Source organism: Shewanella halifaxensis HAW-EB4, assembly GCF_000019185.1.
In the GTDB taxonomy this organism is placed as follows: domain Bacteria; phylum Pseudomonadota; class Gammaproteobacteria; order Enterobacterales; family Shewanellaceae; genus Shewanella; species Shewanella halifaxensis.
In genome coordinates, this window is record NC_010334.1 from 2,224,935 (window position 1) to 2,249,109 (window position 24,175).

A 24,175-nucleotide genomic window follows, 5' to 3' on the forward strand; every position below is an offset into this window, starting at 1 on the left:
GATTGTCACTCATCTTAGTTCGCCTCGCTTTGACTAGTTTGCGAAGAGGCTTTTTGTAAATCTACCGTGTCGTTACCCGACTCAACAAAAGTGGCTAACTCACTGAGTTTATCTTTGTAATACAAGCTCAGTAACGGCGAAAGTAGCGTATTTACCGTTGCTGCGAATGTCTCTTCAGTAAAGTCTTCTGGGAAGCTAAATAAACGCTGGAAGTGGGGCTCTAAGCCTTCACCTAACTGACTCTGCTCATCTAACCATAGAGACTGCGCTTCGAGTAGTTTCTGTCTGTGGCTACCTTCAGCTTCTACGTAGGCCAGCGCTGTACGCGGCATAAACATCAGCGGATGTGCTTGGCCTTGCTTGAAGCAGCTTAACCATTGACTCAACTGCGCTTTTGCTTGCTCGGCAGTGATGGGAGCAAACGCATGAAAATGGCCAATATCGAGTAGATAACTGGTTATTGGCGTGTGTCTGTTTAGCGCTTGATTATTTTCTGTATTTAGTTCTTGTTTAAGCTCTTGTTTAAGTTCTGGCTGCTGCATGGCACAAAGGCAAAGGTGCCTTAAATAGACGCGAATTAAGTCGCGGCCATTGGCGGTGCCCGGTCGGTAGTTCACTAAGCCTTTTGCACTTAAATCATCAATACGGCCAACCAGATGTAATCCAAGCTCATCAAATAATAGATCGATATTGACCGATTGAGCATGTTCACCTTTTAGGTATAAGCTTCGTCCAATTAATGGCGTAATATCATGTAAGTATTGATTTAAGATCAGGTCGTCAAAGGGCTTTAACGGTAAGTTGCCTTGAGCTTTCAAGCGCTCTAACAATTCAGCAGCGGGCTGCTGCTCACCACTTTCGATGGCATTGTCTAACAGTATGGCTTGCAGCTTGTAGCGTTCGAGGGCGTTTAAGCTAAAAGGCTCGTCATTATCATCGGCTTGAATATCAAGCCCAAGGTCGACCTTTAAGGTGCGGTTAAAGAAATATTGCGCCGGATTTCTAAAAAAGCGGATCAGCGCCGACAGCTCAAGTTCGCTGTTATCCAAGCTCGTTTCATCGCTAAATGGTAGCAGCTGCGTACTTTCACCAATGAAATATTTGTAGTGACTTTGCGCTTTCGCTGACAGGCTATCTATCGGCTTGATAGGAGCCGGGCACCACTGAGCCGAGTAGCTTTGCTGGACTTGTCCGCTTAGCTGTTCAGCACTAGGGCTTTGTCCGCGACTAGCCACAGACTCTGGCGCAGTATAGAGTCGGTTATCAAACGGCTGCAGTGGCTGCTTGTGAATCAGATGCGCACGGATCCGTTTCTCAATATCATCGATTAAGGCGGGGGATGCTTGCTCCGCTGATGTTTGCTCGCCTTCTAAACTCTTAGGCAGGTAAACCAGTTGGCAGTACTCTATTAATTCAGAGACCAACATCGAGGGGATCCGCTCTGAGTCATCACGCTCGCTGTTACCAATATAGCTGATGTAAAGCTGCTCGCGCGCCGATAAAATGGCTTCTAAAAATAGATACCGATCATCTAATCGACGAGAACGGTCACCTTTTCTTGGTCCCATTTGCGCTACCAGATCGAAACCAACCGGATGCTGTACTCGTGGGTAGACGCCATCGTTCATGCCGAGTAAGCATACCAATTTAAACGGAATTGAGCGCATTGGCATCAAGGTACAGAAATTGACGCTTCCGGCAAGATAGCGCTGACCTACGCGAGATTCAGACAGACGACTATTAAACCAGTTCTGTAATACTTCGATGGTTAATGGCGTTGTATGTCCCGCTTCGGTTAACTCTTCATTGAGTTTAACGATGGCATCGCGGATCTCTTGCTGTTGTACCATTTCATCGTCATCAACCTCATAGAAGTTTTCGAGTATGGACTCTAGCTGCGCCATACGCTCATTTAAGCTACATACTTGGCCAAGCGATTGGTGCACATCATCGAGCGCTTCGATAAAGTCGAGTAATTTTCCTAGCGACTGGGCTGTTTGTCCCTCAACACCATTAACCGATAAGCTGTGTTGATAGAGCGGCGAGTCATCACTGAAGCTATAACCTAAGATCAAGCGTTTTATGCCAAAAGCCCATGAGTTTTGCTCGAATGCTGGCAACTGATATTCGGTGCGACTGGTTTCATCGCGGCCCCAGCGCACGCCCGCTTGTTCTAGCCAGCGTTTAATCACTGCCAGTCCGTCATCGTCTAGCTCAAAGCGACGCAGCACAGCAGGCACTTCTAAAATGCTGAGAATATCGGTAAGTCCAAAACGGCTCTGGTTAATTTTTAGTAAGTGCAAAAAGCTTGAGATCAGTGGCGATTCTTGCGCAGCGCCGCGATCCGCTATCGCATAAGGGATAAAGTGGCTACCTTGTTTAGCGCCAAATACAGCATCGATGTAAGGCGCGTAGGCCGCGACATCGGGCATCATGATCACGATATCTTTTGGGGCCAGCGGTGTAACCTGGTCTGCAAGTTGTTCATCAGAAATAGGACGAGATAACATCTCAAGCAAGTGATCATGCAGCGTTTCGACTTCTCTGAGTGGGCTGTGGCAGCTTCGCACGGTAATGGAGTTATCACTTGGTTCGAAAACGCGCCTGCCATCTAAGCTTAAATAAAGCGCGGCATCGGGACCAAGACTCTGGCCACGGGTGCTTAACTCGAGGATATCGTATTGCACACCGCTGAGCATAGTGTCGGTGCTCGGCTCTTGATAGCAGTCAAAATTGAATGCAGTATGTTCTTCTGGCAGCTCTAACAGTAAGTCGAGTAATTCACGCCCCATTTTGCCATTATTAGCCAAGAGCGGGTTACCGACCTCAAGCTTATCTTCCCACTCCACTTCTAGCTTTTGTTTATCGGCGTACTGTAGTGCCATACGTGCGCGCAGGCGCGGGTCGACAATATCCCCCCAATAGTGCTGACACGGACTGAGGTTAAGCATGATCACATCGATGCGTTTGGCTAGATAGTGGAGTACGTCGAGAGTCTGCGGCGCCATCGACGAGATCCCAAAAACAAATAGCCGTCTAGGCAGGGCATCTAAACTGGTATTGGGGTCATCCAATGCATCAAACAGTGATTGGTGTAGGTTGGCACGGTGATATCGGCTCTTGTTTAAGCGATTAGCATTAAAGTCGATAAGCGCTCGCCATAGAATGGGTTGCCAAGCTTGAGCTGGGCTGAGTTTGTCACCCTTTGGTGGTAATCTTGGCTCATTCGCTTCCCATGCTGCTATCCAATCGGGGCGATAAACTAAATATTGGTCGAAGATGTCGGCAATTTGACCACAGAGTTGATATAACTTAAGTGGGTTTTGCTCTGGCTCAACACTAACTGCGTTGGCGGTTTCTGCACTCACATCGTGACTGTTACTGGTCACATCACTGTTACTGGCCACATCATTGGCACTCGGCTCACCATTACCATTATTGAGGTAATTTGCCAGAGGTAAAAAATCTTCTCGGTCGATAAGTGTTGGCAGCAGCTCCATCAGTTTCCAAGTCATTGCCGCTTTGGTGAAGGCGTTCTCCTTGGGCACATCATCGAGCAAGGTATGGCATAGCTGCCAGATAAAGCTTGATGGCAATGGAAACTCAAGCCCTGCCGCAATATTATTTTGCCTGGCTATTTCGAGTCTCAACCATGTAGACATACCTGGGCTCTGTACCAAAATATGCTCAGGCATCAACAAAGGGGTATCAGGTAATGGTGTACGCAGCTCGCTGGCTAGCAGCTGTGACAGTGCTTCCATTTGGTTAGATTGGACTAGATATAGCATGGCGTTCCTTTAACAAGAATGCAGTCAGATGAGCAGGTTAGTGCCAGATTAATCCATTCTATGTGTTTGTTTTATTAAGTGCCAATCTCTGTTTGATGATATTGATTTTTAACCATCTCGATTGCTTGATAAGTAATCGAGAAAAACGCTTAAGGGCACTTTTACTGACCTTTTGATATTTTATGGTCACAAAATTTTGGGTCAGCTTGTCAAAATCCTTTGCGATGGCGGGGAAGGCGGCTGCAACTCTGAGGTTATAATCTTGTGGGCCCTCATGATGCTCCCGAGGGAGTCCTCGTTGGCGAAGCATTTTACACACAGAGTAATAGGCGTTGAGGTGTTTATCACTTGAGCGGTGAAATTGGATTAATCCCGCGCTGTATGCGATGGCTAACCCAATAACACAAAGGCTAATAAGGATAAAAATAGCCAGTTTTGTTTGGGTGACCTCACCTAAGATCTCCTCTAATACTCGTTGCTGCTTTTGGCTATTAAATCCAAGTACCCACACACTCCAAAAATAATCGACGCTGGCAAATTGCATCCGTAGTTGATTGAGAATGGCGTTGTCACGATAACCTAGCGCGTTAAAGGGATTATCCAGAAGGTAGGTGCTTTGTGGGTCAAAAAATGCATCAAACCCTTGTTCGATTCGCTCTGGTGCTATCATTGCCGTTGGGTCAAACCGCACCCAGCCTTCACTTGGTAACCAAACCTCAACCCAGGCATGTGCCATATATTGATAAATGCTGTAGTAACCCGCAGCGGGATTAAACTCTGCGCCTTGGTAGCCAGTAACTAATCGTGCAGGGATCCCCATCACTCTGGCCATAAACGCGAATGCACTGGCATAGTGCACACAAAATCCCGCCTTGTTATCGATAAGAAAATCATCAATTTGCTGCTCGCCGACCCGAGGTGGACGTAAAGTATAGAAATAGGGCTGCTGGGTAAAGTAGCGCATCATGGCATCGAGCCGCGCGACAGTAGATGGGTAGTTGGCAAAAAACTGCTGGGCTAAGGCTTGGGTCTTAGGGTTACTATTCTTGGGTAGGCTTAGGTTTATCGCTTTGTCGATTGCACTAAGTTGTGGGTCCATAATGCGGTTATCAAAACTAGTCACTTGATAGAGACGCCTTTGATCGATGGGTCGATTGGCATAAAGAGTATGATCGGCTAGGGCATTAATCCCTGGGTCTTGAGTGGTCGCAACATCTAAGCCAAATAACCAATTTTGGGCACTGGGTTCTGCGATAATACTGTAATCGACGCTAACATTTAATTTGCCATCGTTATCTAATGGGTCGCTCGCGTTAGGCTGCGATAGCGCAGTTAAAATACGCGAGTTTTGAGTCCAATCTTTGCCATTGTAGTCTTCGAGCACAATAGCCCGCCAATACAGTTTGTCGTTGCTTGGTGCATCTCCTTCAAAAGTGGCTCTAAAAGCCAGTTCACTTGAGCGTGTAAGCTGGCTAATATCACCAAAGCTGACTTTATCTGATAGTCCGGTTTGGGCGCCATTTTGTGGAGGCACCATCCATAAAGGGGGAAGACGGGGTAAGACGAGAAATAAAATAATCGCAAGGGGAAGGCTCTGAATGATAATTTTGCTACCCAGCTTGGCGGCATATTTAAAGTTGCCGTCGTCGTGATAGAGGCTGATCAGCACACAGGTATTAATGATGGTTACAATTAATAAATGCAGAGTAGAGAATAAGGTTTGCTGCTGGATAAAGGTAAACGCGATAAGAAAGTAGCCAACTAGAACTACGGCCCGCACATCTCGGCGGTTACGCATCTCAATATATTTAAGCGCATAACCTAAGATCAGCAGGTTGACCATAGCGGTGAGGATGCCAATTTGGCTTGCAACCATGGCAAGTGTGGTTGCTGAAGCAAAGGCTAGACTCGTCACTAGCCATTTGGGTGGTTTAGCGACTTTCCCTAGATAGATCCCGATCCGCCAAAAGATACAGATTGCACAGATAGCCAGTGACCACAGGGTGACTTGTTCATAAAGCGGCGTCAAGATAGCGATATTGGTGATGAGTAACCACATTAGTGTATGACGTGAAATGCTCTGCCTCTCTTTTTCCGTCATAGCTTGGCCTGTTGAGGATCAATTTTTGCGTTGGATTGCAAACTCGGTTGTGGGGTATTTAGCTCGTGATTTCGTGATTGATTTTGTGACTGCTCCTGTAACATGTCATGTGAAGCATGGCCTTGAGGCTCAAGCTCTGGGCTTTCACCATCGCTTGAGAATAACGCTAATTGAGTTTGAACCTGAACTCGGTGTTGTTCACCGTGAGCCGGTGGGATTGAGACGCCGTCGATGATAAGGCCAAAGGCCTGGTTCTTGGCGCTTAATTGTTCTGTATGCCAAGAGAGGTGACTTAATGCGAGCTCTATATCATTAGCGGTAGCTTGCAAGGATAACCACATCGGCGCACCTTGTGGCTCTTCAAACTCTTTGGTTAGCATACCGCGCCCCTGAGCCCATTGTTTCCAGGCGACTTGCTTTAATGGCTCACCGACTTGGTACTCTTTGAGTCCTTTATACTCATCGACTCCCGCAACATACTTGCCAGTATCTTGCGGATCATCACTTTGATTTGCGCTTAGCTGAATTGGATTAGGGTCGATTATAGGCTGCGTAAATGCCAACTGAGCTAGGGCTAAATCTATATGGGACCAGGCCCTACAAAGCCCTAGGGGATACCGAGTTTCTATCTTTATTCTGCCGGGACGATTGATGCCGCGATGCGAGTGATTGTAGGTCACTAAGGTTTGCGTTTGATGACTATTAACAGTTTTAACGACTTCCAGAGGCTGGTTTTGAAAATTAAGTTGGATCTCATAGGCATTATTTGGCGAGCTTAAGTTAATTGGAAAATAGACAGCTTGGCCAGCGAAGCCATTGCTGGCTTTACTGCTTGATAGAGTCAGTCCTGCCAAATTTTTATAACTATAGATAATGCAGGTGTTAAAGATACTTAAGAGTAAAAAGCTTAAGCCCATAACAAGGTTGTTTTGGTAATTGGTGCCAAATAAGAAGAGTAAGACGAATAGAAAAATCCACGCCAGTCCAAATCCAGTCGGCAGGATAAAAATGCTCTTATGGCTAAGGGTTATCTGCTCTTTTGCGGGAATTCTGCGAGAGATCCATCGCTGCCATATTTGTTTGAGCTTAGTGTTTAGTTTGCTACGGCTCTGCATAAACTCCTGTCATAAACGGTTGTCAGTAAGAGGTAGTCATAAAAACGAGCAAAAAGAGTTAGCCTGAATATTGGCTAACCTTATTGAAACCTGATTGTTGAAACTTTATTGAAATCTTCAATAAATCAATAATTAAAGTATCGGGTTGACCCTGTTGAGTATTTTAGCCGATAGCGCTTCGCCTTGCTGTTGTGAGTACTGTCTTATTCTATGCTCTGCAACATGAGGAAATATCGCCTGCACATCTTCAGGCACCAGATAAGCTCTTCCATGAATTAATGCCCAAGCTTTTGCTGCTTGCAGTATCGCTTTGCTCGCTCTTGGCGAGAGCCCAGAGCCTTGAGGCTCACTTCTCGATGCGTTCACTAAAGCCAGAATGTATTGTAGCAGTGCGTCTGATGCACTGACGTTATCTGTACCCATTTGCAGTTCTTGTAGGGTTAACCCTGTGAGGCTATGGGGTAAAACATCAGTTTTGCTGCCACTGTCTTGACCTTTTAACATCGCCAGTTCGGCTTTCGGGTCGGGATAACCAATCGAAATTCTCATCATGAATCTGTCTAGCTGGGATTCAGGCAGTGGAAACGTACCCGATTGCTCACTGGGATTTTGGGTCGCGATAACGAAAAAGGGCTGTGGTAAAAGGTAGGTCGTGCCGTCAACGGTGATCTGTTGCTCAGCCATCGCCTCTAAAAGTGCACTTTGCGTTTTAGGACTTGCGCGGTTAATTTCATCGGCGAGGATCATCTGTTTAAAGATGGGTCCTGGGTGAAACACAAACTGTGTTTGCTCTTTATCGAAGATAGACACACCGAGAATATCGGCAGGGAGCATATCATTGGTAAATTGGATCCTTTGATAGCTCAGGCCCAATGTTTGTGCCAAGCCTTGAGAGAGGCTGGTTTTGCCCATTCCCGGTAGATCTTCTATCAGTAAGTGGCCTCTAGCCAAGATGCAGGTCAAAGCCAGCTTTATTTGGTGAGGCTTACCGAGTAGCACGGTTTCTAGTTGTTTTAAAATGGTGGCTATATGGTCATTGTGCATAGTGATCCCTGCTGCCAATTATATTTTAGTTATCAATTCGGCGTGCCTTTACTATGGTGGAAAAGGGGGATGCTTTCCAGTGACTTTAAAGCAATAGCTCACATTGAAACTTATCGGACAAGAGTATATCGGCTAGCGGGAGTTGACTATGTGGGCGGAAAAATGCTGATTTGAATATGAAGCCTTGCACCAAATCAACATCAATACTGCGAGCAAAGTCTAGTTGGGACTGAGTTTCTATGCCTTCCAATATGGTTAACTTATGACTTTTCTTAGCAAAATTGATTAATGAATTCAGTAATAAGCAATACTCTGGTCTATTTGCTTTTTTAAGCCAGTGCTTATCGAATTTAATGCAATCGACTTTACTCATTAACTCAATCGACAGCATTGAGTGTGGGGCACCTACATCATCGAGAGCGACTCCTATATTTTGCTCAATTAGCTGGTTAGCAAAGTCGATAGACAGTGTTGCATCGCTGATACAGGTGTTCTCTATGATTTCAACACAGATGTCAGGGTGGGTTTTTAATAACTTAATCATGTGGTGATTATTGGTTTCAACTGCGTGAGGGTCGATATTCACAAACAGTCGTCCGCCTTTCGGAGCGTGCTGTATTTGAAAAGTTTTTGCCGCAAATTCAACTGCAGCCAAACATTCTTCTCTTTGATGCAATTGCTCAAACACGAGATTTGGCGCAATTGTTTGTCCAGTTTGATCATAGAAGCGAGAAAGAGCTTCATAACCCATTGTCTGTAATGTATTCGGCTCAATGAGTGGTTGATATTCTGCGCTAAGGCTAAGTTGGTTAAGTTCGGACATAAATCTAAGATGCTAAATGATAATTGTTTATATTAACACGTTTGAATCCAAACATGACTACACTCGAGATTTTTTGCTTTAATATTAATCTGTTGTGAAAATAATAGCGTTATGACTAAGCCTTTCGAATAGCTAACTGCACGCTCCTCTCAGTATTAATAATGAAATTTAAGCTCCTGCTCTGACAATAACTCAGCTTGTTTGCCCTGCTTAATTTGATAGATCACTCGATAGCTGAGTACTGCTTGCACGTATTCACGAGTCTCTCGGTAGGGGATGGACTCGATAAAACTGACAACATCAAGTTTGCCATCACTCTTTTCAAGCCAGCGATTTATACGGTGAGGGCCAGCATTGTAAGATGCGGTAGCTAATACACGGTTTTGATCAAATTGATTGAGTAAACCACCGTAATAGGCGCTGCCTAGAGAGATATTGAGTTTTTCATCATATAGGCTCTTAGTCCCTCGATAGGGGAGTTTGGTCTTCTTGGCTGTTTGCTTAGCGGTTGCCGGCATTAACTGCATATAACCCCGTGCCCCCACTCCAGATGTGGCATTGGGGTAATAGGCACTTTCTCTTCGAGAAATCGAGCGAATTTCATCAATATCCACCGCGAACTTTTTGCTGGCATGAGTAAAAGAGGTTTGCGCGGCATAGGGGAAACGCATCTGCATATCATTCCAAAGTTTGGCTTGTATGCTAGCTTGAACACCTAGGCTATGCCACTTTTGCTCAACAGCATAGATTGCATATTCTTTTTGCATCACTTTATCATGACGGTTCAGTAACATGACCCATTCGGCTCTTGCATCAGACTGCTTATCAATACCTATTAGCTCTTGTACCCGTGCTAAGCCTTTGTCGTTAAATATCTTCTGTTTAAGCTTATCGTTGCTCTGAGTTTGCTTGTCTTGCAATTGATAAGGTTGTTTGTGCTTAGCCGCTGCAAGGTAACCATAAAAATTGCGTTCTAGGCGCAGCGTCTCGAACAGTGCCATAGATTGCTCTTGGCTTTGTTTGCTATTTTCTTTTGCAAGCAGAGTTGCACGCCAATATTTCCAGCGGGCAGTATTTTGTTTTTGCTCACTAAGTTGCGGTAGGAATTTAGCAAAACTTTTTTGGTCATTATCTCTAAGCGCCCAACGCAAACGCATCTCGACTAAATCGTCGCTGTCGAGCAAAGGCAAAATGGTATCGACGTAGCTTTGAAGTTCAATCGTTTGATAAATTAGTGCTCTTCTGACCAAGTAACGGCTAAGCTTTCTCCCTTGATAATCACTGAACCTGTCGGCCTTCTGATAAGCGGCAAACAGTTTCACGGCTTGTTTTAGGTCTTTCTTGGCTAATTTTCTTAGGCCTAAATCCACAATCGTTGCATTAATCTTGGCTTTGCCGCTAAATTTTGATTTATGACGCAGGCTACGTGGATCTTTATAGACAGCAAGCAAACGCTTAGCGTCACTTTTGTGAGTGGTCAATTGGCGTGAAAGATAGGACAGTAGGCCATACTGTCCTTGCTCGAAGCTGAGCAACATACGTGACCAGATGAGTTCTTGGCTTCGCAGCCCAGCTTTTTGCCACTCTTTAAATAAGGGATCGCATTCTTTAGGGCGAGAACGGCCATATAACCAAAGAGTTTTAGCACCGTCATAGGCGACCTGCTTATCACCCTGTTGTAGTTGGGCACGGTAGAAATAACATTGCAGGGTAATGTTGTTAGGGCTTTTGGGGCTGACGATGAGAAAGTCTTTCCAACGTTTTTGACTACCTGTGCGTTTAAGGTAACGGTAGCGCCCAGTGTTATACAATGGGCTACCCTCAAAGGCGGTTAACTGTTTCATTGCCTGTTTTGCGGGAAGCTTGAGGATAGCGTTGATCTTGTCGTGAAAGTCTAAATAGATGGCTAAAGGGTAGTCATCTAGTTTATCTCGCATCGGCTGATATTGGCTTAATTGTTGCTTATTTAGCGCACTCCTTGCGTCTAAATAAAGTTGCTGCTCTTCGGTTAATTTAGACGCATGGACTGAGGAGCATGCAAGCATTGCTATTATCCCGGTTAAAATGCGACGTAACTGCTTGTGCATTTGCAAGAATCCTCTTAACTATCCCTATTATGTGCCAAGTGGTATCAACTTTGTGACTTTGTTTTATAGCTTGTGATTTAGCCTAGTCGTGAGTCTTGATGAAATTCACCATCAGCTAAGCTTAGCGCTTTATCCAAGAGTTGGGCATCCACTTTTTTACTGGTTTGCACGCCTAACTGTTGCATTTGATGCGCTTGACGGATGACGTTGCCTTTACCTGTCGATAACTTATTCATGGCGTTAGTAAAGTTTTTATCTGCCGCCTCAAGTGAGCGCCCCAGTTTATCCATATCGTCTAAATAACCGCACAGCTTGTCGTAAATTTTTCCGGCTTGTTTAGCAATTACCTGAGCATTTTGATTCTGGTACTCATAACGCCAAATGTTGTTAATAGTTCGCAGTGCGACCAGTAAGTTAGTTGGGCTAACCAGCATGATATTACTTTCAAGTGCAAAGTTAACTAGACTTGGATCGTGTTCAAGCGCCAGTAGGAACGCAGGCTCAAGTGGAATGAACATCAATACATAATCTAAGCTTTTAACGCCGTGAAGCTTTTGATAATCCTTCTGGCTTAATCCCTTTATATGACCACGAACAGAGATGATGTGTTCTTTAATCGCCTGTGCGCGAATTTCGTCATCGTCACTGTTAAAGTATCTTTCATAGGCAACAAGCGACATTTTTGCATCGATAACCACATCTTTATTTTCAGGCAAGTGCACGATGACATCAGGCTTAAAGCGCTTACCACTGTCACTTTTTAGATCTGTCTGAGTGTCGTACTCATGTCCTTCTCTAAGGCCACTCTCTTGTAAAACACGCTCAAGGATCACTTCGCCCCAATTGCCTTGCTGTTTGTTATCACCCTTAAGTGCTTTGGTGAGGTTAACAGCATCTTGGCTCATCTTTAAGTTAAGTTCAGTTAATGAGTCGAGCTGGTGCTTAAGGGCACTTCGCTGAGTTTGCTCATGAGAGTATGATGCCTGAACTTGAGCCCTAAACCCTTCAATCTGTTGTTTAAAAGGTGCCAGGACGCTGTCTAACTGTTGATTATTTTGCGACTGTAGTTTTTCACTGCGGGCTTCAAAAATCTTAGTTGCTAGGTTTTCAAACTGGGCATTCAATCGTACTTCAGAGTCTTCGAGTAATTGAATTTTGTCGTTGAGTGCTTGTTGTTTCGCATCAAAACTGGCTGTTAGAGTTTGCTGCATGGCATTAGATTTCGAAAGGGCTAACTGAGTTTCCATCTGCTTACGTTGATTTTCTGCTAGAGCCTGTTCCAGCTCTAGGGTTCTTTCAGCTTGCGCTTGTGCCTTGCCTAATTGTTCTAAGCGAAACTCTAGTTTGTCCTGATATTGGTCTACGACTAATTCTTTATGGTGAATAGTTTCTTTTAAATCAAGAATTTCACTATTTAGTTCTAGTTTGGTTTGCTCCATCTCACCCATAAGTTGGCTTCGCACGTACTCCCATTTGCTGCGGGTTTTACGCTGATTAAATAACGCGCCAATTAACATAGAAAGAAAAGCGATAGCAATGATGATAACAATTTGTGCGTTTGAAAATGTAAGCTCTAAAGGCATGTGAGAAGGCTCTTAACATGTAAATGAAACGCTAGAGTGGCACGATGATTTAAACACTGCAAGCCTGAGTAAGTGATTAGTAAAGTAAGTGATGCAGACATAATCAGCTGTTAAGTGTATGTAACATTTTTGCGAGTTTGAAACCTTTCTTCGACTTTGTCGGTCTGATTAGTTAACAACACTAAATTGATATGAAAATAGGATGGATGCGGCTAATGAATATAAAAACAACTGCTGCTTGGGATAAGTTCAAAGAGAGCGATATTACCCCTGAAGAGGTGTATCAAGACCGCAGACGGATCCTACAGCAGATGGGCTTTTTAGGTGCTGGTGCGCTGTTATCCTCCAGCGCTAATGCTGGGGTGTTTGACATTTTTTCTAATGATGAGCAAAAAGCGGCATTTTTGACTAAAGCGTTGCCTTTCGCTAAGCAAGCTGACTATGACCATCTGCTCTATGGGGCGTTAACTCCTGAGTCCAAAATTATTTCCCACAATAATTTTTATGAATTTGGCACCAGCAAGACCGATCCACAAGAAAATGCCCAAGATCTCAAGGTTCAACCGTGGAAGCTGGTTATTGACGGAGAGGTTGATAACGCCATGACACTGGATTTTGATGACTTACTCAACCTTTTTCCATTAGAAGAGCGTGCTTATAACTTTCGTTGTGTAGAGGCTTGGTCAATGGTGATCCCATGGGTCGGTTTTTCATTGGCCAACTTACTAAAAAAAGTCGGAGTTAACAGTAAGGCTAAGTATGTGGCCTTTGAGACCTTATATGATCCAGAGCAGATGCCAGGTCAAAAGAGTCGGTATGCAGGGGGAGGGATTAATTATCCTTATGTAGAGGGATTAACCTTAGCCGAAGCGATGAATGACTTAACCTTTCTGTCCGTTGGGCTTTATGGAAAAACATTACCGCCACAAAATGGTGCGCCAATCCGCCTTGTTGTACCGTGGAAGTATGGCTTTAAGAGTATCAAGTCGATAGTACGTATTCGCCTAACCGACAAACAGCCGCCAACCTCTTGGAACCAACTCGCTGCCAGTGAATATGGATTTTATGCCAATGTTAACCCTGAGGTTGACCACCCTAGATGGTCGCAAGCATCAGAGCGTCGAATTGCTGAGGGGGGACTCTTCTCGGCAAAACGTATTGCGACGTTACCTTTTAATGGTTATGGCGATATTGTGTCAGATCTTTACAAGGGGATGAATTTAAAAAAATTCTATTAAATATGCTTGGATGTTTGTGTAGAACACTCGGTAAAAAGAGTTGGTAATGGCTTGGTTGGAGAATTTTATGCGTTTAAATAGCCGTTCTGTATTTTGGTTAAAAGTGCTATTTCATTTAATAGGCATATTGCCGATTGCTTATCTTGTACTAAAAGTTCTCAGTGATAATGCAGGGGGCGATCCGGTACAGTACATTATTCACTTCACTGGGATAGGGGCGCTAAATGCACTGGCGGCGACCTTGCTTATCTCACCTATTGCGAAGAGGTTTAAGCTGGGGATGCTACTGCAAACTCGGCGATTAGTTGGCTTGTATGTGTTTGCTTACGCCAGTTTGCATGTATTGGCATTTTTTAGTTTAGATCTACTGTTTGCCTGGTCACTTTTTTTTGAAGAGGTGGTTAAACGTCCCTATATACTGGTCGGGGGTATGGCTTATGTTTTGTTGACGGCATTGGCGTTAACCTCTTTCAAAGGTGTTATGCGTAAAATGGGCAAGAGTTGGCAAAAATTACATAATTGGGTTTATGCTGTCGCTATTTTGGCTCCGGTACATTTTTACTGGTCGGTTAAGTCCGAAATTATTGAGCCGAGCCTGTATATTTTGTTCTTTGTCGTTTTACTCGGTTTTAGAGTGAAGCAGAGTAAAATCTACAAACAGATGTTGATAAAATTTATGCGCGTACTGACACGAAGTAAAGAAACGCATTCTTTAAATTGAATTTGAGATACGAACACCACTTGTTTGATCTGTTTATATTAAACGAATCAAGCTGCGAGGTATTAAAATTAACAGGTGATTATTTGTTAATTTTAAGCCTGATGTTTAATAATTTTTGGTGGTAAGCAACAAAGCTGTCTATAGAAAGTAATGCTATAGGAAGTAATGCTATAGGAAATAAGTTTATAGAAATAAATAGCGTTAGCCCATCCATAGGCTTGACGTTATGATCTAAAAATAATCATGCTATCGATAGATAGATGACGAATGTTATCACTAACGTACTAAATTAATTTAGTTTGTTGACTATTTTGTCTGTGGGCTTAATTTAAATGTAGATTGTTTTTAGACCATTATTGGTTATATAACATATTACTATTAGCTATTTTCTTGCTGTTTCATTACTTGAATAACATCATCGTATGACATGTTAAATTGACGAGATAGATTTATGATTTTAGTTTTATAGGTTTGAATACTCTCTTGTTGAGCTAATTGTCTTTTTTCACTCTCAACTAATTCATTGACCGCTTCTTGCAAGATTAATAGTCGGCGGAGATTAAAGTCTAGAGAGTCAATATATTTTAGCATCTGAGCTTTATTGCGGGCTTGCTCTAAATCACTAGAGTGTTTTTTATCATAACCATACTGGTCTAGTGCGGCGATAGCGCTTTCTAATTCGATATTGTTGTTCATTTTTACCTACGGCTAACAGAAGGGGCTGTGTACAGACATTAAACAAGATTATAGTTTGTATTCGAGCTGGGGAAAAGTCCGGATTTCATTAATTATTGGTTAATTCACCCGTTAACGCTTGGGTTTCAGCGCTTGACCTGTCAATCTAGTAAAAATTCTCTCTCATTGTCCATGGAGGCCTCATGCTAGATCTGTTGCCCGATCTGTTTGATAACTATGCTGATAAGCTTACCTTATTACCCCCGATGTTTATTTCCTACGGTAAACGGGCGTGTTTTTGGGGGGAGGTTGTCACGGTAAAGTGCCTTAGAGATAATTCAAAAGTTAAAGAGGTGCTTGCTAAAGACGGTAATGGAAAAGTGTTAGTGGTTGATGGGCAGGGGGCGACCGATAGTGCTTTGTTAGGTGACATGATTGCCCAAAGCGCAGAGGATAACGGTTGGCAAGGGGTGGTGATTTTTGGTTGCGTGAGAGATGTGGGAACACTAAAAACGATTAACTTAGGTATTCAAGCTTTAGGCGCCAACCCAGTAAAAACGGTGAAGAAAGGTATCGGTGAAGTGAATATTGCCGTTGAAATATATGGTGTCATCATTTCGCCACACTCCTTTATATATGCTGATGGTAATGGCATTGCTGTTTCTAATGAACGGCTCGATCTATCCATGCTAGAGTTATAGTAATTTTTTGTATTTACCCTTATGTTGAACTTCTATATTCGTTAATTATATTGGTCACTTAGCTTTGAGAGTGATATTAGTTTCTTAGTTATAACAGATGGAACCTGCTATGAAATTTTTAAAATGGTTTTTCATTTCAATCTTAGGATTGGTTCTTGCTTTGGTGCTTTATGTCACCTTGATTTTTGATCCCAATGATTTTAAACCGCAAATCATTGACTTGGTGAAAAAGGAAACGGGCAGAGAACTGGCTATCGGCAGCGATTTGTCCTGGACGTTTTTCCCGAGTTTGGGCATTAAACTTGGACAAATCACCTTATCGAACCCTGACGGGTTTCAAAATCCTTCCATGCTTGCTGTAAACCAAGTTGTTGCCGAAGTGGCATTAATGCCACTACTAAAGAAAGAGGTGGAGATCTCACAGCTCAACCTCGATGGCTTAACTTTGATGTTTGAGACTCAAAAGAATGGTCGCACTAGCTTCGACGGTTTAACGGGTAAAGCTGGTAAAAAAGACAATACTGACAAATCTGCCGCGAAAGCCACAACTGGCACGAGCCTAGCGCGCCTTGATATTGGCGGTATTGCGATAACCAATACTAAGATCATCAATATTGACCATGCAAATCAGACCGAACAAGTTTTTGCGCTGAAGGAGCTAACATTAGGCCGTTTTCAGCTTGGGGAGTTTGCACCGCTTAAGTATGAGCTCTCGGCAACCTTGCCCGATATGACCCTTGTCAGTCAGGGGGAAGGACAGCTCAAGGTCGCGCAAGATCTTAACACCATTACCATTAATGACTTTGCGGTTAGCAATCAAGTGACTGGTGCAGGACTTCCTCATGGCAAGTTAAAGGCTGATCTGAATACTTCTTTAGTTATTGCCTTAGATAAGCAAACGCTCAACCTGGTACTTTCTAGTTTTAACGCCGCTAATATTAATGCCTCAGGTTCACTCGATGTGGCTTACGGTCATAAAGTTCCGAGCGTCGTTGCTAAGCTTGAAGTTGGGGATGTCGATCTTGATGCATTGCTACCTAAAGATGAAACCAAGCAAGCAAAAGGCGCTAAAGCACCAAACACGTCATCGAAAGCGGTTGAACCAGATTTAACGGCGATGAAGTCGGTAAATCTAGATGTTGACGTTCGAGTCAAGTCGGTTAAGGTCGCTAACTTAAAAACTCAAAACTGGGTGATGCAATTAGTGATGCAAGGTGGCGTAGCTGATATGAAGCAACTGTCGGCCGACCTGTATGGCGGAAAAGTTAATGCGTCAGCTACAGTCGATGGTAGAAATAAGGTTGCCCAATATCAATTTAATGAACGTCTGACCGGTGTCGATATTCGAGCCTTGTTAATCGATTTGGCCGAGGTTGATATGCTTGACGGTAAGGCAAACTTCAATGTTACTGGTAAAGGTAAGAGCTTAATTCCTGACAACTTAAAAAAGAACTTGATTGCAAATGGTAAGTTTGAAATTGCCGATGGCGCGATTCATGGCGTTAATATCCCGCAAATGATCCGTGAAGCAAAGGCAAAGTTAGGCGGTGATCTATCTGCTGGTGCGGGCTCTACTGAACAAAAGACCGACTTTACTAGCATGACAGGCTCATTCTATATTGCTAAAGGAGTGGTATCAAATCCCGATCTCGATATGGCTTCACCACTCATTCGCCTTAAGGGCGCTGGTACTGCCAATATTATTAATGAAGCGTTAGATTATAAGTTAACCACATCTGTCGTTGGCTCTTTAGAAGGTCAGGGCGGAGATAAGCGTGATTCCCTCTATGGTATAGAGATCCCCTTTGTGATTAGTGGCACTATGTCTGAGCCCAAATTTGCCTTAGATACGAAAGCACTGCTCGACTCGAAACTAAAAGATGAAACCAATAAGTTGAAAGACAGTTTACTCAAGAAATTTGGAGGTTTTTGATGCTCAATCCGCTCCTTCTCTCTCTGGCCGTTTTTGGCTTGATGGGCTGCTCCAGCCAGCAAGCTGAAGCCGCGAAAGTTGAAACGACTACCACGCCAAAAACGCTGCCGAGCCAAATACAGCAGCCTCAAGTGCAGCCCATTAAGGTATTACCAACGGGTATTGTGGGCGGCGGAAGTGCTGGAGACAGGGTGTCAATAAAGGATAAAGCGATGAGTCAGGGATTGTTAGATGCCAAGCTTGTGGTAACTGATAAAGCGAATATTACGCTGCAATATACCAATAACCAAAGCTATGGGGTTCCACTCATGTTTGCGTCAGGGATGACTGCCGATCTATGGCTGCTCGATCCTACGGGTCATAAAGTCTGGGCTTGGTCGAACGAGATGATGTTTACCCAAGCGCTACGAGAAACCGTGATGCCAGCGGGTAAGACTCAAAATGTGAAGTTTACTATCCCGACGAAAGTGGCAGCAAAAATCACTAAAGGCTATAGCTTAAAGGCAATTTTTGCAGGCAGAGCGACGGAATCTCAAAGCCCAGCTATGCTACCAGTGACTTACTATTATTGAGTATCATCGTAGTACGAGGTGACTCATTCTAATCCTTAATGTAAACGTATTTAAGGAGAGATAGCTTTAGTAGCAAAAAAGGCGACCACTTGGTCGCCTTTTTAATATTTACTGCTCGGTGTTTTATACCAGAAGGTTATGTTCTAACCTTCGTCATATCAACATATAGCTTAAGCATTTGACCTGGCTGAATGTACTTGCTCTTCTCGAGTGAATTCCAACGCACTAAGTCGCTAACACTCACATTGAATTTGCTCGCAATACGCGCTAAAGAATCGCCATTTCGCACCTTATAGTTAACGGTGCGCATCACTTTATCCAAGTCTTTCTTGTTGGATTTAGTTCCTGACCAGATCACCAGTTTTTGGCCAATTTGTAATGGGTCTTTTGGTGCCATGCTATTCCAACTGGCAAGCTGAGCCGTTTTAACTTTATATTGCTTAGCGATTTTCCAAAGTGAGTCGCCAGATTCCACTTTATAGGTGATTTTACTCGCACCGCGCGCTTTATTTTGTTGGCGATTTAAGCGTTGATCAGCAGATAAGAGATACTCATCTAAGTTTTTAGCCGCTACGGGGATCAGTAAAAACTTACCCGCAACAATGGTGTTGCCATTAATATCATTGACCGCTTTTAAGGCTGAAACCGTTGTACGGTATCGTTTAGCGATTACGCCTAAGCTATCACCTGATTTTATCTGGTAACGTTCCCAGTTAAGTCTTTCATTTGTTTTGGTATTATTTAAAGCAATTCTGAAAGCATCGGCCTTGTCGACGGGCAGTACAAGCTTGTGTGGGCCGTCAGGCGCAGTCGCCCAGCGGTTATAGCCTGGGTTGAGTTTATGCAGTGCTGAAGTGCTCATGTTAGCGATATCGGCAGCAAGCGCTAAATCGATCTGGCTGCCAATATCGACTACTTCAATTTGTGGCGCATTGCTAATCGGAGTGAGTTTAATACCGTACTTGTCGGCATTTTTGATCACGTCAGCTAAAGCGAGTAGCTGAGGTACGTAACGTTCTGTCTCTCTTGGCAGGTTAAGGCTAAAGAAATCGGTCGATATGCCTTTCTTCTTATTGCGTTTCGCAGCGTTGATCACGCGACCTTCGCCTGTATTGTAGGCAGCAATGGCATATAACCAGTTTTGCCCTGTTTTACCGTGAAGGTACTCAAGCATATCTAAAGCGGCAGTAGTGGCAGCTGGTACATCACGGCGACCGTCATACCACCAGTTCATCTGTAGTCCGAAGTGGCGTGCCATCGGTGAAGTGAATTGCCAAAGGCCCGATGCCGCACCATGTGAGTAGGCAAAAGGATCGAAAGCACTTTCTACGATTGGTAGCAAAGCTAACTCGATGGGTAGATTACGCTTTTCAATTTCTTCGACTATCAAGTACATAAACGGCGTAGCACGTTCAGATACGCGTTCTAAATGCTGAGGGTGCTTGATATACCAGTCGCGATATTGGCGAACGAGCTTTTCATCAGGTACTTCCATCTGCATGTCTAAACGGATCCGTTGCCAAATATCGGTGATCTCAACGACCTTAACAACTTCTGGCTCGATAGGTTTTGGGGCGACTTTCTCAACTGCAACTGGTTTGGCAGGGATCCCTTCCGAAGTCTGCTGGCTCTCTAAAGCTTGACAACCTGTCAACAGGGCAATGCCCCCTGCGACGAATAAAAATGGTACGCGCATTGAAAATGTGTGTCCTTAAAATAGGCTCAAAAAAGCCAGAAAACTCTTGCTTAGTTCTGGCTTCGTGGCGCTGAAATAGCGGACTATTGTAGAATAATTTTTAGAAATTGTCTTTCCATTGACGCAGAAGTGCGAAGCTTTGCACGGGATCTGCGATAGGTTGTTGGAATTGAACGGCTAAAGATTTTTGAATTTCTAGGCTATCAAGGCGTAAAAAAGGGTTTATGGCTTTTTCTAGGGCTATTGAGGAGGGCAAAGTGGGCTTATTTTCCGCTCTCAGGGCATGGGCTTTTACTGTGTACTCGATAAGTGCAGGGTTATTTGCTTCAACCGCTTTGGCAAAGTGAAGATTGGCTAAGGTGTATTCGTGAGCGCAAAAAACTCGGGTATTATCGGGTAGCAGACTTAACTGAGTTAACGACTGGTACATCTGCTCTGCAGTCCCTTCAAATAAGCGGCCGCAGCCTCCACTGAATAGGGTATCACCACAAAATAGCGCGTCTTCGATTAAGTAGCAGATGTGACCAGATGTATGCCCCGGGACTTGAATGACTGTCGTATTCAAGCCAATATTCTCTAGTGTAATGTTACCATTTGTGCTGATAGGGCGGTTAACGCCAGCTATATTTTCGACTTGTGGACCATATACTGGAGTGTCCTCACCGAACAGCTTAAGTAGCTGCTCGATCCCCCCCGTATGATCATGGTGATGATGGGTAATTAAGATCCCAAGTAGCGGCAAATTGGTTTGGGTTAAATAGTCTGTGACTACTTGGCCGTCGCCGGGATCAACCACATAGACGCCAGAGCTTTGCTGAGATTGAAACACCCAGATATAATTATCGTTGAACGCAGGTAGTGGAGTGATCTGTAACATATCGAGACTCTCTATTTAAAGAAGTTAACCGCTCTATCTAATTTATTTGAGCGTTTAAACAAGTTTACTGACCAAAGCTGTTGCTTGTATACCGCTTTCGTTATTAAAGTAAGCAAGAGTGTTTTTGGAGGTCGATTTGTCACAGTCTGAATTACCGTTAAAGCCTTATCATTGGTCAGAACTTCCCAATGGCCCTGTCATTCGTCAAAGTGTCGAGCAGGCATTATCTCCTTGGTGGCCAAGAATTTTTGGTTATTACATGCTAAACCTTGGCCCTTTGAGCCATAAAATAGACAAGATAGGGGTGGGGATCAGTAAGCAATATTCTTTATTTGATCAGCCGCAGGCGAGCATTGAAGGCGACTATAGTCATTTGCCGATACAAAATATTAGTATCGATGCCGTAGTGATGAACTTTATTTTAGAGTTTGAGGCAGACCCTTATCGTTTACTTCGGGAGGTCGATAGGGTGCTTATTTCGGGAGGGCATTTAGTTATTACAGGCTTTAACCCTCTGAGTCCGATGTTTGTCGGAAAAATGTTGCCTAAACACCAGCAAGAGATCCCTTGGAATGGACGCTTCTTTATGCCATCACGGGTAAAAGACTGGCTAGGGTTGCTAGGTTATCAAGTGGTCGCCGATGAACGTTTATTGCACCATCATCTGCTAACAGAAGCAAAGATTAATAATATTTGGTCTCATGCGCTTAAGTCTTGGTTACCCAGTATCGGCAGTATTTATGTCCTAGTGGCTAAAAAATTAGAAACACCATTAACGCCTATACAAGCAAGACGTAAAGTTAAGCAGCGTAATTGGTCTACAGCGCCCAGTGCCGGACGCGCGGGCCATGCGTCTAACACTCACCACAGTAAGTAAAAGAATTAATCACCTTCAAATTAATATTAAAGAGTCTTGATGCGTATAACATTAAAACAGTTGGCCATTTTTGAAGCGGTTGCTCGAAGTGGACAAGTTGCAAAAGCTGCTGAGATGGTCAATTTGTCATCTCCAGCAGCATCGATGGCACTGTCTGAGCTAGAGAAACAGTTTGATACCCGCCTATTTGAGCGGTTCGGTAATCGCTTACGCTTAAACTCTCAGGGCAGCTTACTGTTACCCTTAGCCACTGAAGCGCTGCAAAAAATTAATCAAATTGAACATACATTTTCGCCGGCAGGGGCAGAGTTAGGCGGTAACCTGAATGTTAGCGCCAGTTCGACGATCGGTAATTATCTATTGGCGAGGAGTGCGGTAGCATTTTGTCAGCAACATACCAATACATTAGTTAATGTTCATATCGATAACAGTCAGGCGGTGATTAATGCTGTGCTGGAGTTTCGAAGTGAAATGGGCTTTATCGAAAGTCAGTGCCTTGATAGCCGTATTGCTGTTGAAGCCTGGCATAAAGACAAGTTACTCGTCTTTTGTCACCCGGCGCACCCACTAGCAGGGAAACGAGTTGCTCCACGTGAATTATATAATATGCCTTGGGTTATGCGAGAGGAAGGCTCAGGCACTCGAGAATGTTTTGTCAGTGCTGCTAATGCGCTTGATATGCAACCTCAAGAAAAGTTTTGCTTCTCAACGCCAGATGCAATCAAGCAAGCAGTAAAGCAAGGCGCTGGACTTGGTGTGTTATCGGAATTAACGCTTGAAGAAGATATCATTCGCAAAGAGTTAGCACTTATCGAAGTGGAAGGTTTAACATTAGAGCGTAAGTTTTATCGTATCCATCATAAAAGCCGTAACTTTAATCCATTAGGCTTAGCCTTTATTGATTTTTGTCGAGGCTTTTTAAATACTGATTGCTAACCGGTTTACAGCTTACCTTGGTAGCTTGTTAAGCTATTAAGAAGTACTAGGCTAATGAGTGACGTCGAGCTTGTCATCTATTAGCCCTTGAGAGTGCTATACCCGAGGGGATTAGGCTTGAGCCTGCTGATTAATATAACCGCTATCTTCTTGTGAGGGTTTAGCTTCGGCAGCTTGGCGTGCAAGGTCGTCACAACGCTCATTTTCTGTATGCCCTGCGTGGCCTTTAACCCAACGCCAGTCAATTTGATGACGTTGTGATACCGTGTCCAGACGTTTCCATAAGTCGACATTTTTTACTGGTTGACCCGCAGAGGTGAGCCAACCTTTACGCTTCCAACCGTGGATCCACTGGGTGATCCCTTGGCGCATATATTGACTGTCGCTGGTTAAGATCACTTGGCAGGGGACTTTCAACACTTCCAGAGCGACAATCGGGGCCAATAGCTCCATACGATTGTTAGTGGTGAGGGCAAAACCATCAGCGAGCTCTTTTGTTTGCTTTTTATACTTTAAAACGATGCCATAACCGCCAGGGCCAGGATTTCCGAGGCAAGAACCATCGGTATAGATAGAGATCTGTTTCAGTCCAGTCATCAAGTTGCTACCATAGCTATAATTGCTGGGCGAGTATACCCAAAAAATTTAACTGAGAAATGCATAAATTCATATGAATATTGTTTCAAGCGCGAAGCGACAAATTATTCTCGATACCGAAACCACAGGTATGAACCAATCGAGCGGTCCAATTTATTTGGGCCATAGGATCATTGAAATTGGTTGTGTCGAAGTAATAAACCGCCGTTTAACGGGCCGCCATTATCATGAGTACATTAATCCGCAACAGCCGATTGATGAAGAAGCGATTGCCGTTCACGGTATAACCAATGAGTTTGTGGCGGATAAACCAAAGTTTCATGAAATTGCACAAAGCTTTATTGAGTTTATCGATGGCGCAGAGATCGTGGCACATAACGCTAACTTCGACGTTAGCTTTATGGATCATGAATTTTCGATGTTGCAGCCGCGGGGGCCAAAGACGGCTGATATCTGTCAGATCCTAGATTCGCTCGCAATCGCTAAACATTTACACCCTGGCCAAAAGAATAACTTGGACGCCTTGTGTAAGCGTTATGGTATCGATAACTCGGCCCGTGATCTCCACGGCGCTTTACTCGATGCCGAGATTTTGGCTGACGTATACCTGTTGATGACAGGTGGTCAAACGAAATTTAACCTTTCAAGTGAAAAAGCAGGACAAGAGGGCGGTGGTATTCATCGCCTAAGTGCGGATAGATCAAAACTTAAAGTGATCGCGGCATCGGCCGATGAACTGATAAGACACGAAGAGCGGCTCGACTTAGTCGCAAAATCAGGACAATGCCTCTGGCGCGGATAAACGTCATTT

Annotated in this window: 19 protein-coding genes; 8 read left to right on the plus strand and 11 right to left on the minus strand. The window is 43.9% G+C overall.

Annotated elements, in window-relative coordinates:
• Positions 1–14: 14 nt before the first annotated feature.
• From recC to rmuC, 7 genes are all read right to left on the minus strand, one after another.
• Positions 15–3,788 carry an exodeoxyribonuclease V subunit gamma gene (recC, locus tag SHAL_RS09615; protein WP_012276954.1) on the minus strand — a complete coding sequence of 1,258 codons (3,774 nt, stop codon included), beginning with the start codon at positions 3,786–3,788 and terminating at the stop codon, positions 15–17.
• 58 nt (positions 3,789–3,846) lie between these two features.
• On the minus strand, positions 3,847–5,889 hold the full coding sequence (locus tag SHAL_RS09620; protein WP_012276955.1) for a transglutaminase TgpA family protein: 2,043 nt from the start codon (positions 5,887–5,889) through the stop codon (positions 3,847–3,849).
• Positions 5,886–7,004 carry a DUF58 domain-containing protein gene (locus tag SHAL_RS09625; protein WP_012276956.1) on the minus strand — a complete coding sequence of 373 codons (1,119 nt, stop codon included), beginning with the start codon at positions 7,002–7,004 and terminating at the stop codon, positions 5,886–5,888. The genes SHAL_RS09620 and SHAL_RS09625 overlap by 4 nt, the downstream gene beginning before the upstream one ends.
• Positions 7,005–7,136: 132 nt before the next feature.
• Positions 7,137–8,048 (minus strand): AAA family ATPase, encoded by a 912-nt coding sequence (locus SHAL_RS09630; RefSeq protein ID WP_012276957.1) that lies wholly within the window; start codon positions 8,046–8,048, stop codon positions 7,137–7,139.
• An 85-nt stretch (positions 8,049–8,133) separates the two neighbouring features.
• Positions 8,134–8,871, minus strand: coding sequence for an EAL domain-containing protein (locus tag SHAL_RS09635; RefSeq protein WP_012276958.1), 738 nt, complete (start codon positions 8,869–8,871; stop codon positions 8,134–8,136).
• Positions 8,872–9,026: 155 nt separating this feature from the next.
• Positions 9,027–10,958 carry a transglycosylase SLT domain-containing protein gene (locus SHAL_RS09640; RefSeq protein WP_041415947.1) on the minus strand — a complete coding sequence of 644 codons (1,932 nt, stop codon included), beginning with the start codon at positions 10,956–10,958 and terminating at the stop codon, positions 9,027–9,029.
• Between the two features lie 77 nt (positions 10,959–11,035).
• The gene (rmuC, locus tag SHAL_RS09645; RefSeq protein ID WP_012276960.1) at positions 11,036–12,541 is read right to left on the minus strand and encodes a DNA recombination protein RmuC; all 1,506 of its coding nucleotides are present in this window, start codon (positions 12,539–12,541) and stop codon (positions 11,036–11,038) included.
• A gap of 215 nt (positions 12,542–12,756) precedes the next feature.
• On the opposite strand from rmuC, the gene msrP reads away from it, so the two are divergent.
• Positions 12,757–13,779 carry a protein-methionine-sulfoxide reductase catalytic subunit MsrP gene (gene msrP, locus SHAL_RS09650; protein WP_012276961.1) on the plus strand — a complete coding sequence of 341 codons (1,023 nt, stop codon included), beginning with the start codon at positions 12,757–12,759 and terminating at the stop codon, positions 13,777–13,779.
• Positions 13,780–13,846: 67 nt separating this feature from the next.
• Entirely contained in the window at positions 13,847–14,500 is a 654-nt protein-coding gene (msrQ, locus tag SHAL_RS09655) for a protein-methionine-sulfoxide reductase heme-binding subunit MsrQ (protein WP_012276962.1), read from the plus strand.
• Between the two features lie 378 nt (positions 14,501–14,878).
• Here the strand turns inward: msrQ and SHAL_RS09660 are convergent, their stop codons facing one another.
• On the minus strand, positions 14,879–15,196 hold the full coding sequence (locus SHAL_RS09660) for a hypothetical protein (protein ID WP_012276963.1): 318 nt from the start codon (positions 15,194–15,196) through the stop codon (positions 14,879–14,881).
• A gap of 182 nt (positions 15,197–15,378) precedes the next feature.
• On the opposite strand from SHAL_RS09660, the gene SHAL_RS09665 reads away from it, so the two are divergent.
• The 3 genes from SHAL_RS09665 to SHAL_RS09675 all read left to right on the plus strand — a co-directional run bounded on the left by SHAL_RS09665 (position 15,379) and on the right by SHAL_RS09675 (position 18,381).
• Positions 15,379–15,876, plus strand: a complete 498-nt coding sequence (locus tag SHAL_RS09665) for a putative 4-hydroxy-4-methyl-2-oxoglutarate aldolase (RefSeq protein ID WP_012276964.1) — start codon at positions 15,379–15,381, stop codon at positions 15,874–15,876.
• Between the two features lie 109 nt (positions 15,877–15,985).
• Positions 15,986–17,809, plus strand: a complete 1,824-nt coding sequence (locus SHAL_RS09670) for an AsmA family protein (RefSeq protein ID WP_041415949.1) — start codon at positions 15,986–15,988, stop codon at positions 17,807–17,809.
• The gene (locus SHAL_RS09675) at positions 17,809–18,381 is read left to right on the plus strand and encodes a BsuPI-related putative proteinase inhibitor (RefSeq protein ID WP_012276966.1); all 573 of its coding nucleotides are present in this window, start codon (positions 17,809–17,811) and stop codon (positions 18,379–18,381) included. Before SHAL_RS09670 ends, SHAL_RS09675 begins: the two co-directional genes overlap by 1 nt.
• Before the next feature lie 136 nt (positions 18,382–18,517).
• On the opposite strand, the gene SHAL_RS09680 is transcribed toward SHAL_RS09675, so the two are convergent.
• Both SHAL_RS09680 and gloB read right to left on the minus strand, forming a co-directional pair.
• Positions 18,518–20,077: a LysM peptidoglycan-binding domain-containing protein gene (locus SHAL_RS09680; RefSeq protein ID WP_012276967.1), complete on the minus strand. Its 1,560-nt coding sequence runs from the start codon at positions 20,075–20,077 to the stop codon at positions 18,518–18,520.
• A gap of 100 nt (positions 20,078–20,177) precedes the next feature.
• Positions 20,178–20,954 (minus strand): hydroxyacylglutathione hydrolase, encoded by a 777-nt coding sequence (gene gloB, locus SHAL_RS09685; RefSeq protein ID WP_012276968.1) that lies wholly within the window; start codon positions 20,952–20,954, stop codon positions 20,178–20,180.
• A gap of 136 nt (positions 20,955–21,090) precedes the next feature.
• Between gloB and SHAL_RS09690 the strand changes: the two genes are divergently transcribed.
• Together SHAL_RS09690 and SHAL_RS09695 are read left to right on the plus strand one after the other, a co-directional pair.
• Positions 21,091–21,831, plus strand: coding sequence for a class I SAM-dependent methyltransferase (locus SHAL_RS09690; RefSeq protein WP_012276969.1), 741 nt, complete (start codon positions 21,091–21,093; stop codon positions 21,829–21,831).
• A gap of 39 nt (positions 21,832–21,870) precedes the next feature.
• Positions 21,871–22,767 carry a LysR substrate-binding domain-containing protein gene (locus tag SHAL_RS09695; protein ID WP_012276970.1) on the plus strand — a complete coding sequence of 299 codons (897 nt, stop codon included), beginning with the start codon at positions 21,871–21,873 and terminating at the stop codon, positions 22,765–22,767.
• Between the two features lie 111 nt (positions 22,768–22,878).
• On the opposite strand, the gene rnhA is transcribed toward SHAL_RS09695, so the two are convergent.
• On the minus strand, positions 22,879–23,364 hold the full coding sequence (gene rnhA, locus SHAL_RS09700; RefSeq protein ID WP_012276971.1) for a ribonuclease HI: 486 nt from the start codon (positions 23,362–23,364) through the stop codon (positions 22,879–22,881).
• Positions 23,365–23,437: 73 nt separating this feature from the next.
• Here rnhA and dnaQ point away from each other — a divergent pair, with 73 nt between their 5' ends.
• Positions 23,438–24,166 (plus strand): DNA polymerase III subunit epsilon, encoded by a 729-nt coding sequence (gene dnaQ, locus SHAL_RS09705; protein ID WP_012276972.1) that lies wholly within the window; start codon positions 23,438–23,440, stop codon positions 24,164–24,166.
• The last annotated feature ends 9 nt before the right edge of the window (positions 24,167–24,175 follow it).

Coding starts and splice junctions, on each gene's coding strand:
- recC (WP_012276954.1), bottom strand. CDS start 3,788: ATGCTATATCTAGTCCAATCTAACCAAATGGAAGCACTGTCACAGCTG.
- SHAL_RS09620 (WP_012276955.1), bottom strand. CDS start 5,889: ATGACGGAAAAAGAGAGGCAGAGCATTTCACGTCATACACTAATGTGG.
- SHAL_RS09625 (WP_012276956.1), bottom strand. CDS start 7,004: ATGCAGAGCCGTAGCAAACTAAACACTAAGCTCAAACAAATATGGCAG.
- SHAL_RS09630 (WP_012276957.1), bottom strand. CDS start 8,048: ATGCACAATGACCATATAGCCACCATTTTAAAACAACTAGAAACCGTG.
- SHAL_RS09635 (WP_012276958.1), bottom strand. CDS start 8,871: ATGTCCGAACTTAACCAACTTAGCCTTAGCGCAGAATATCAACCACTC.
- SHAL_RS09640 (WP_041415947.1), bottom strand. CDS start 10,958: ATGCACAAGCAGTTACGTCGCATTTTAACCGGGATAATAGCAATGCTT.
- rmuC (WP_012276960.1), bottom strand. CDS start 12,541: ATGCCTTTAGAGCTTACATTTTCAAACGCACAAATTGTTATCATCATT.
- msrP (WP_012276961.1), top strand. CDS start 12,757: ATGAATATAAAAACAACTGCTGCTTGGGATAAGTTCAAAGAGAGCGAT.
- msrQ (WP_012276962.1), top strand. CDS start 13,847: ATGCGTTTAAATAGCCGTTCTGTATTTTGGTTAAAAGTGCTATTTCAT.
- SHAL_RS09660 (WP_012276963.1), bottom strand. CDS start 15,196: ATGAACAACAATATCGAATTAGAAAGCGCTATCGCCGCACTAGACCAG.
- SHAL_RS09665 (WP_012276964.1), top strand. CDS start 15,379: ATGCTAGATCTGTTGCCCGATCTGTTTGATAACTATGCTGATAAGCTT.
- SHAL_RS09670 (WP_041415949.1), top strand. CDS start 15,986: ATGAAATTTTTAAAATGGTTTTTCATTTCAATCTTAGGATTGGTTCTT.
- SHAL_RS09675 (WP_012276966.1), top strand. CDS start 17,809: ATGCTCAATCCGCTCCTTCTCTCTCTGGCCGTTTTTGGCTTGATGGGC.
- SHAL_RS09680 (WP_012276967.1), bottom strand. CDS start 20,077: ATGCGCGTACCATTTTTATTCGTCGCAGGGGGCATTGCCCTGTTGACA.
- gloB (WP_012276968.1), bottom strand. CDS start 20,954: ATGTTACAGATCACTCCACTACCTGCGTTCAACGATAATTATATCTGG.
- SHAL_RS09695 (WP_012276970.1), top strand. CDS start 21,871: ATGCGTATAACATTAAAACAGTTGGCCATTTTTGAAGCGGTTGCTCGA.
- rnhA (WP_012276971.1), bottom strand. CDS start 23,364: ATGACTGGACTGAAACAGATCTCTATCTATACCGATGGTTCTTGCCTC.
- dnaQ (WP_012276972.1), top strand. CDS start 23,438: ATGAATATTGTTTCAAGCGCGAAGCGACAAATTATTCTCGATACCGAA.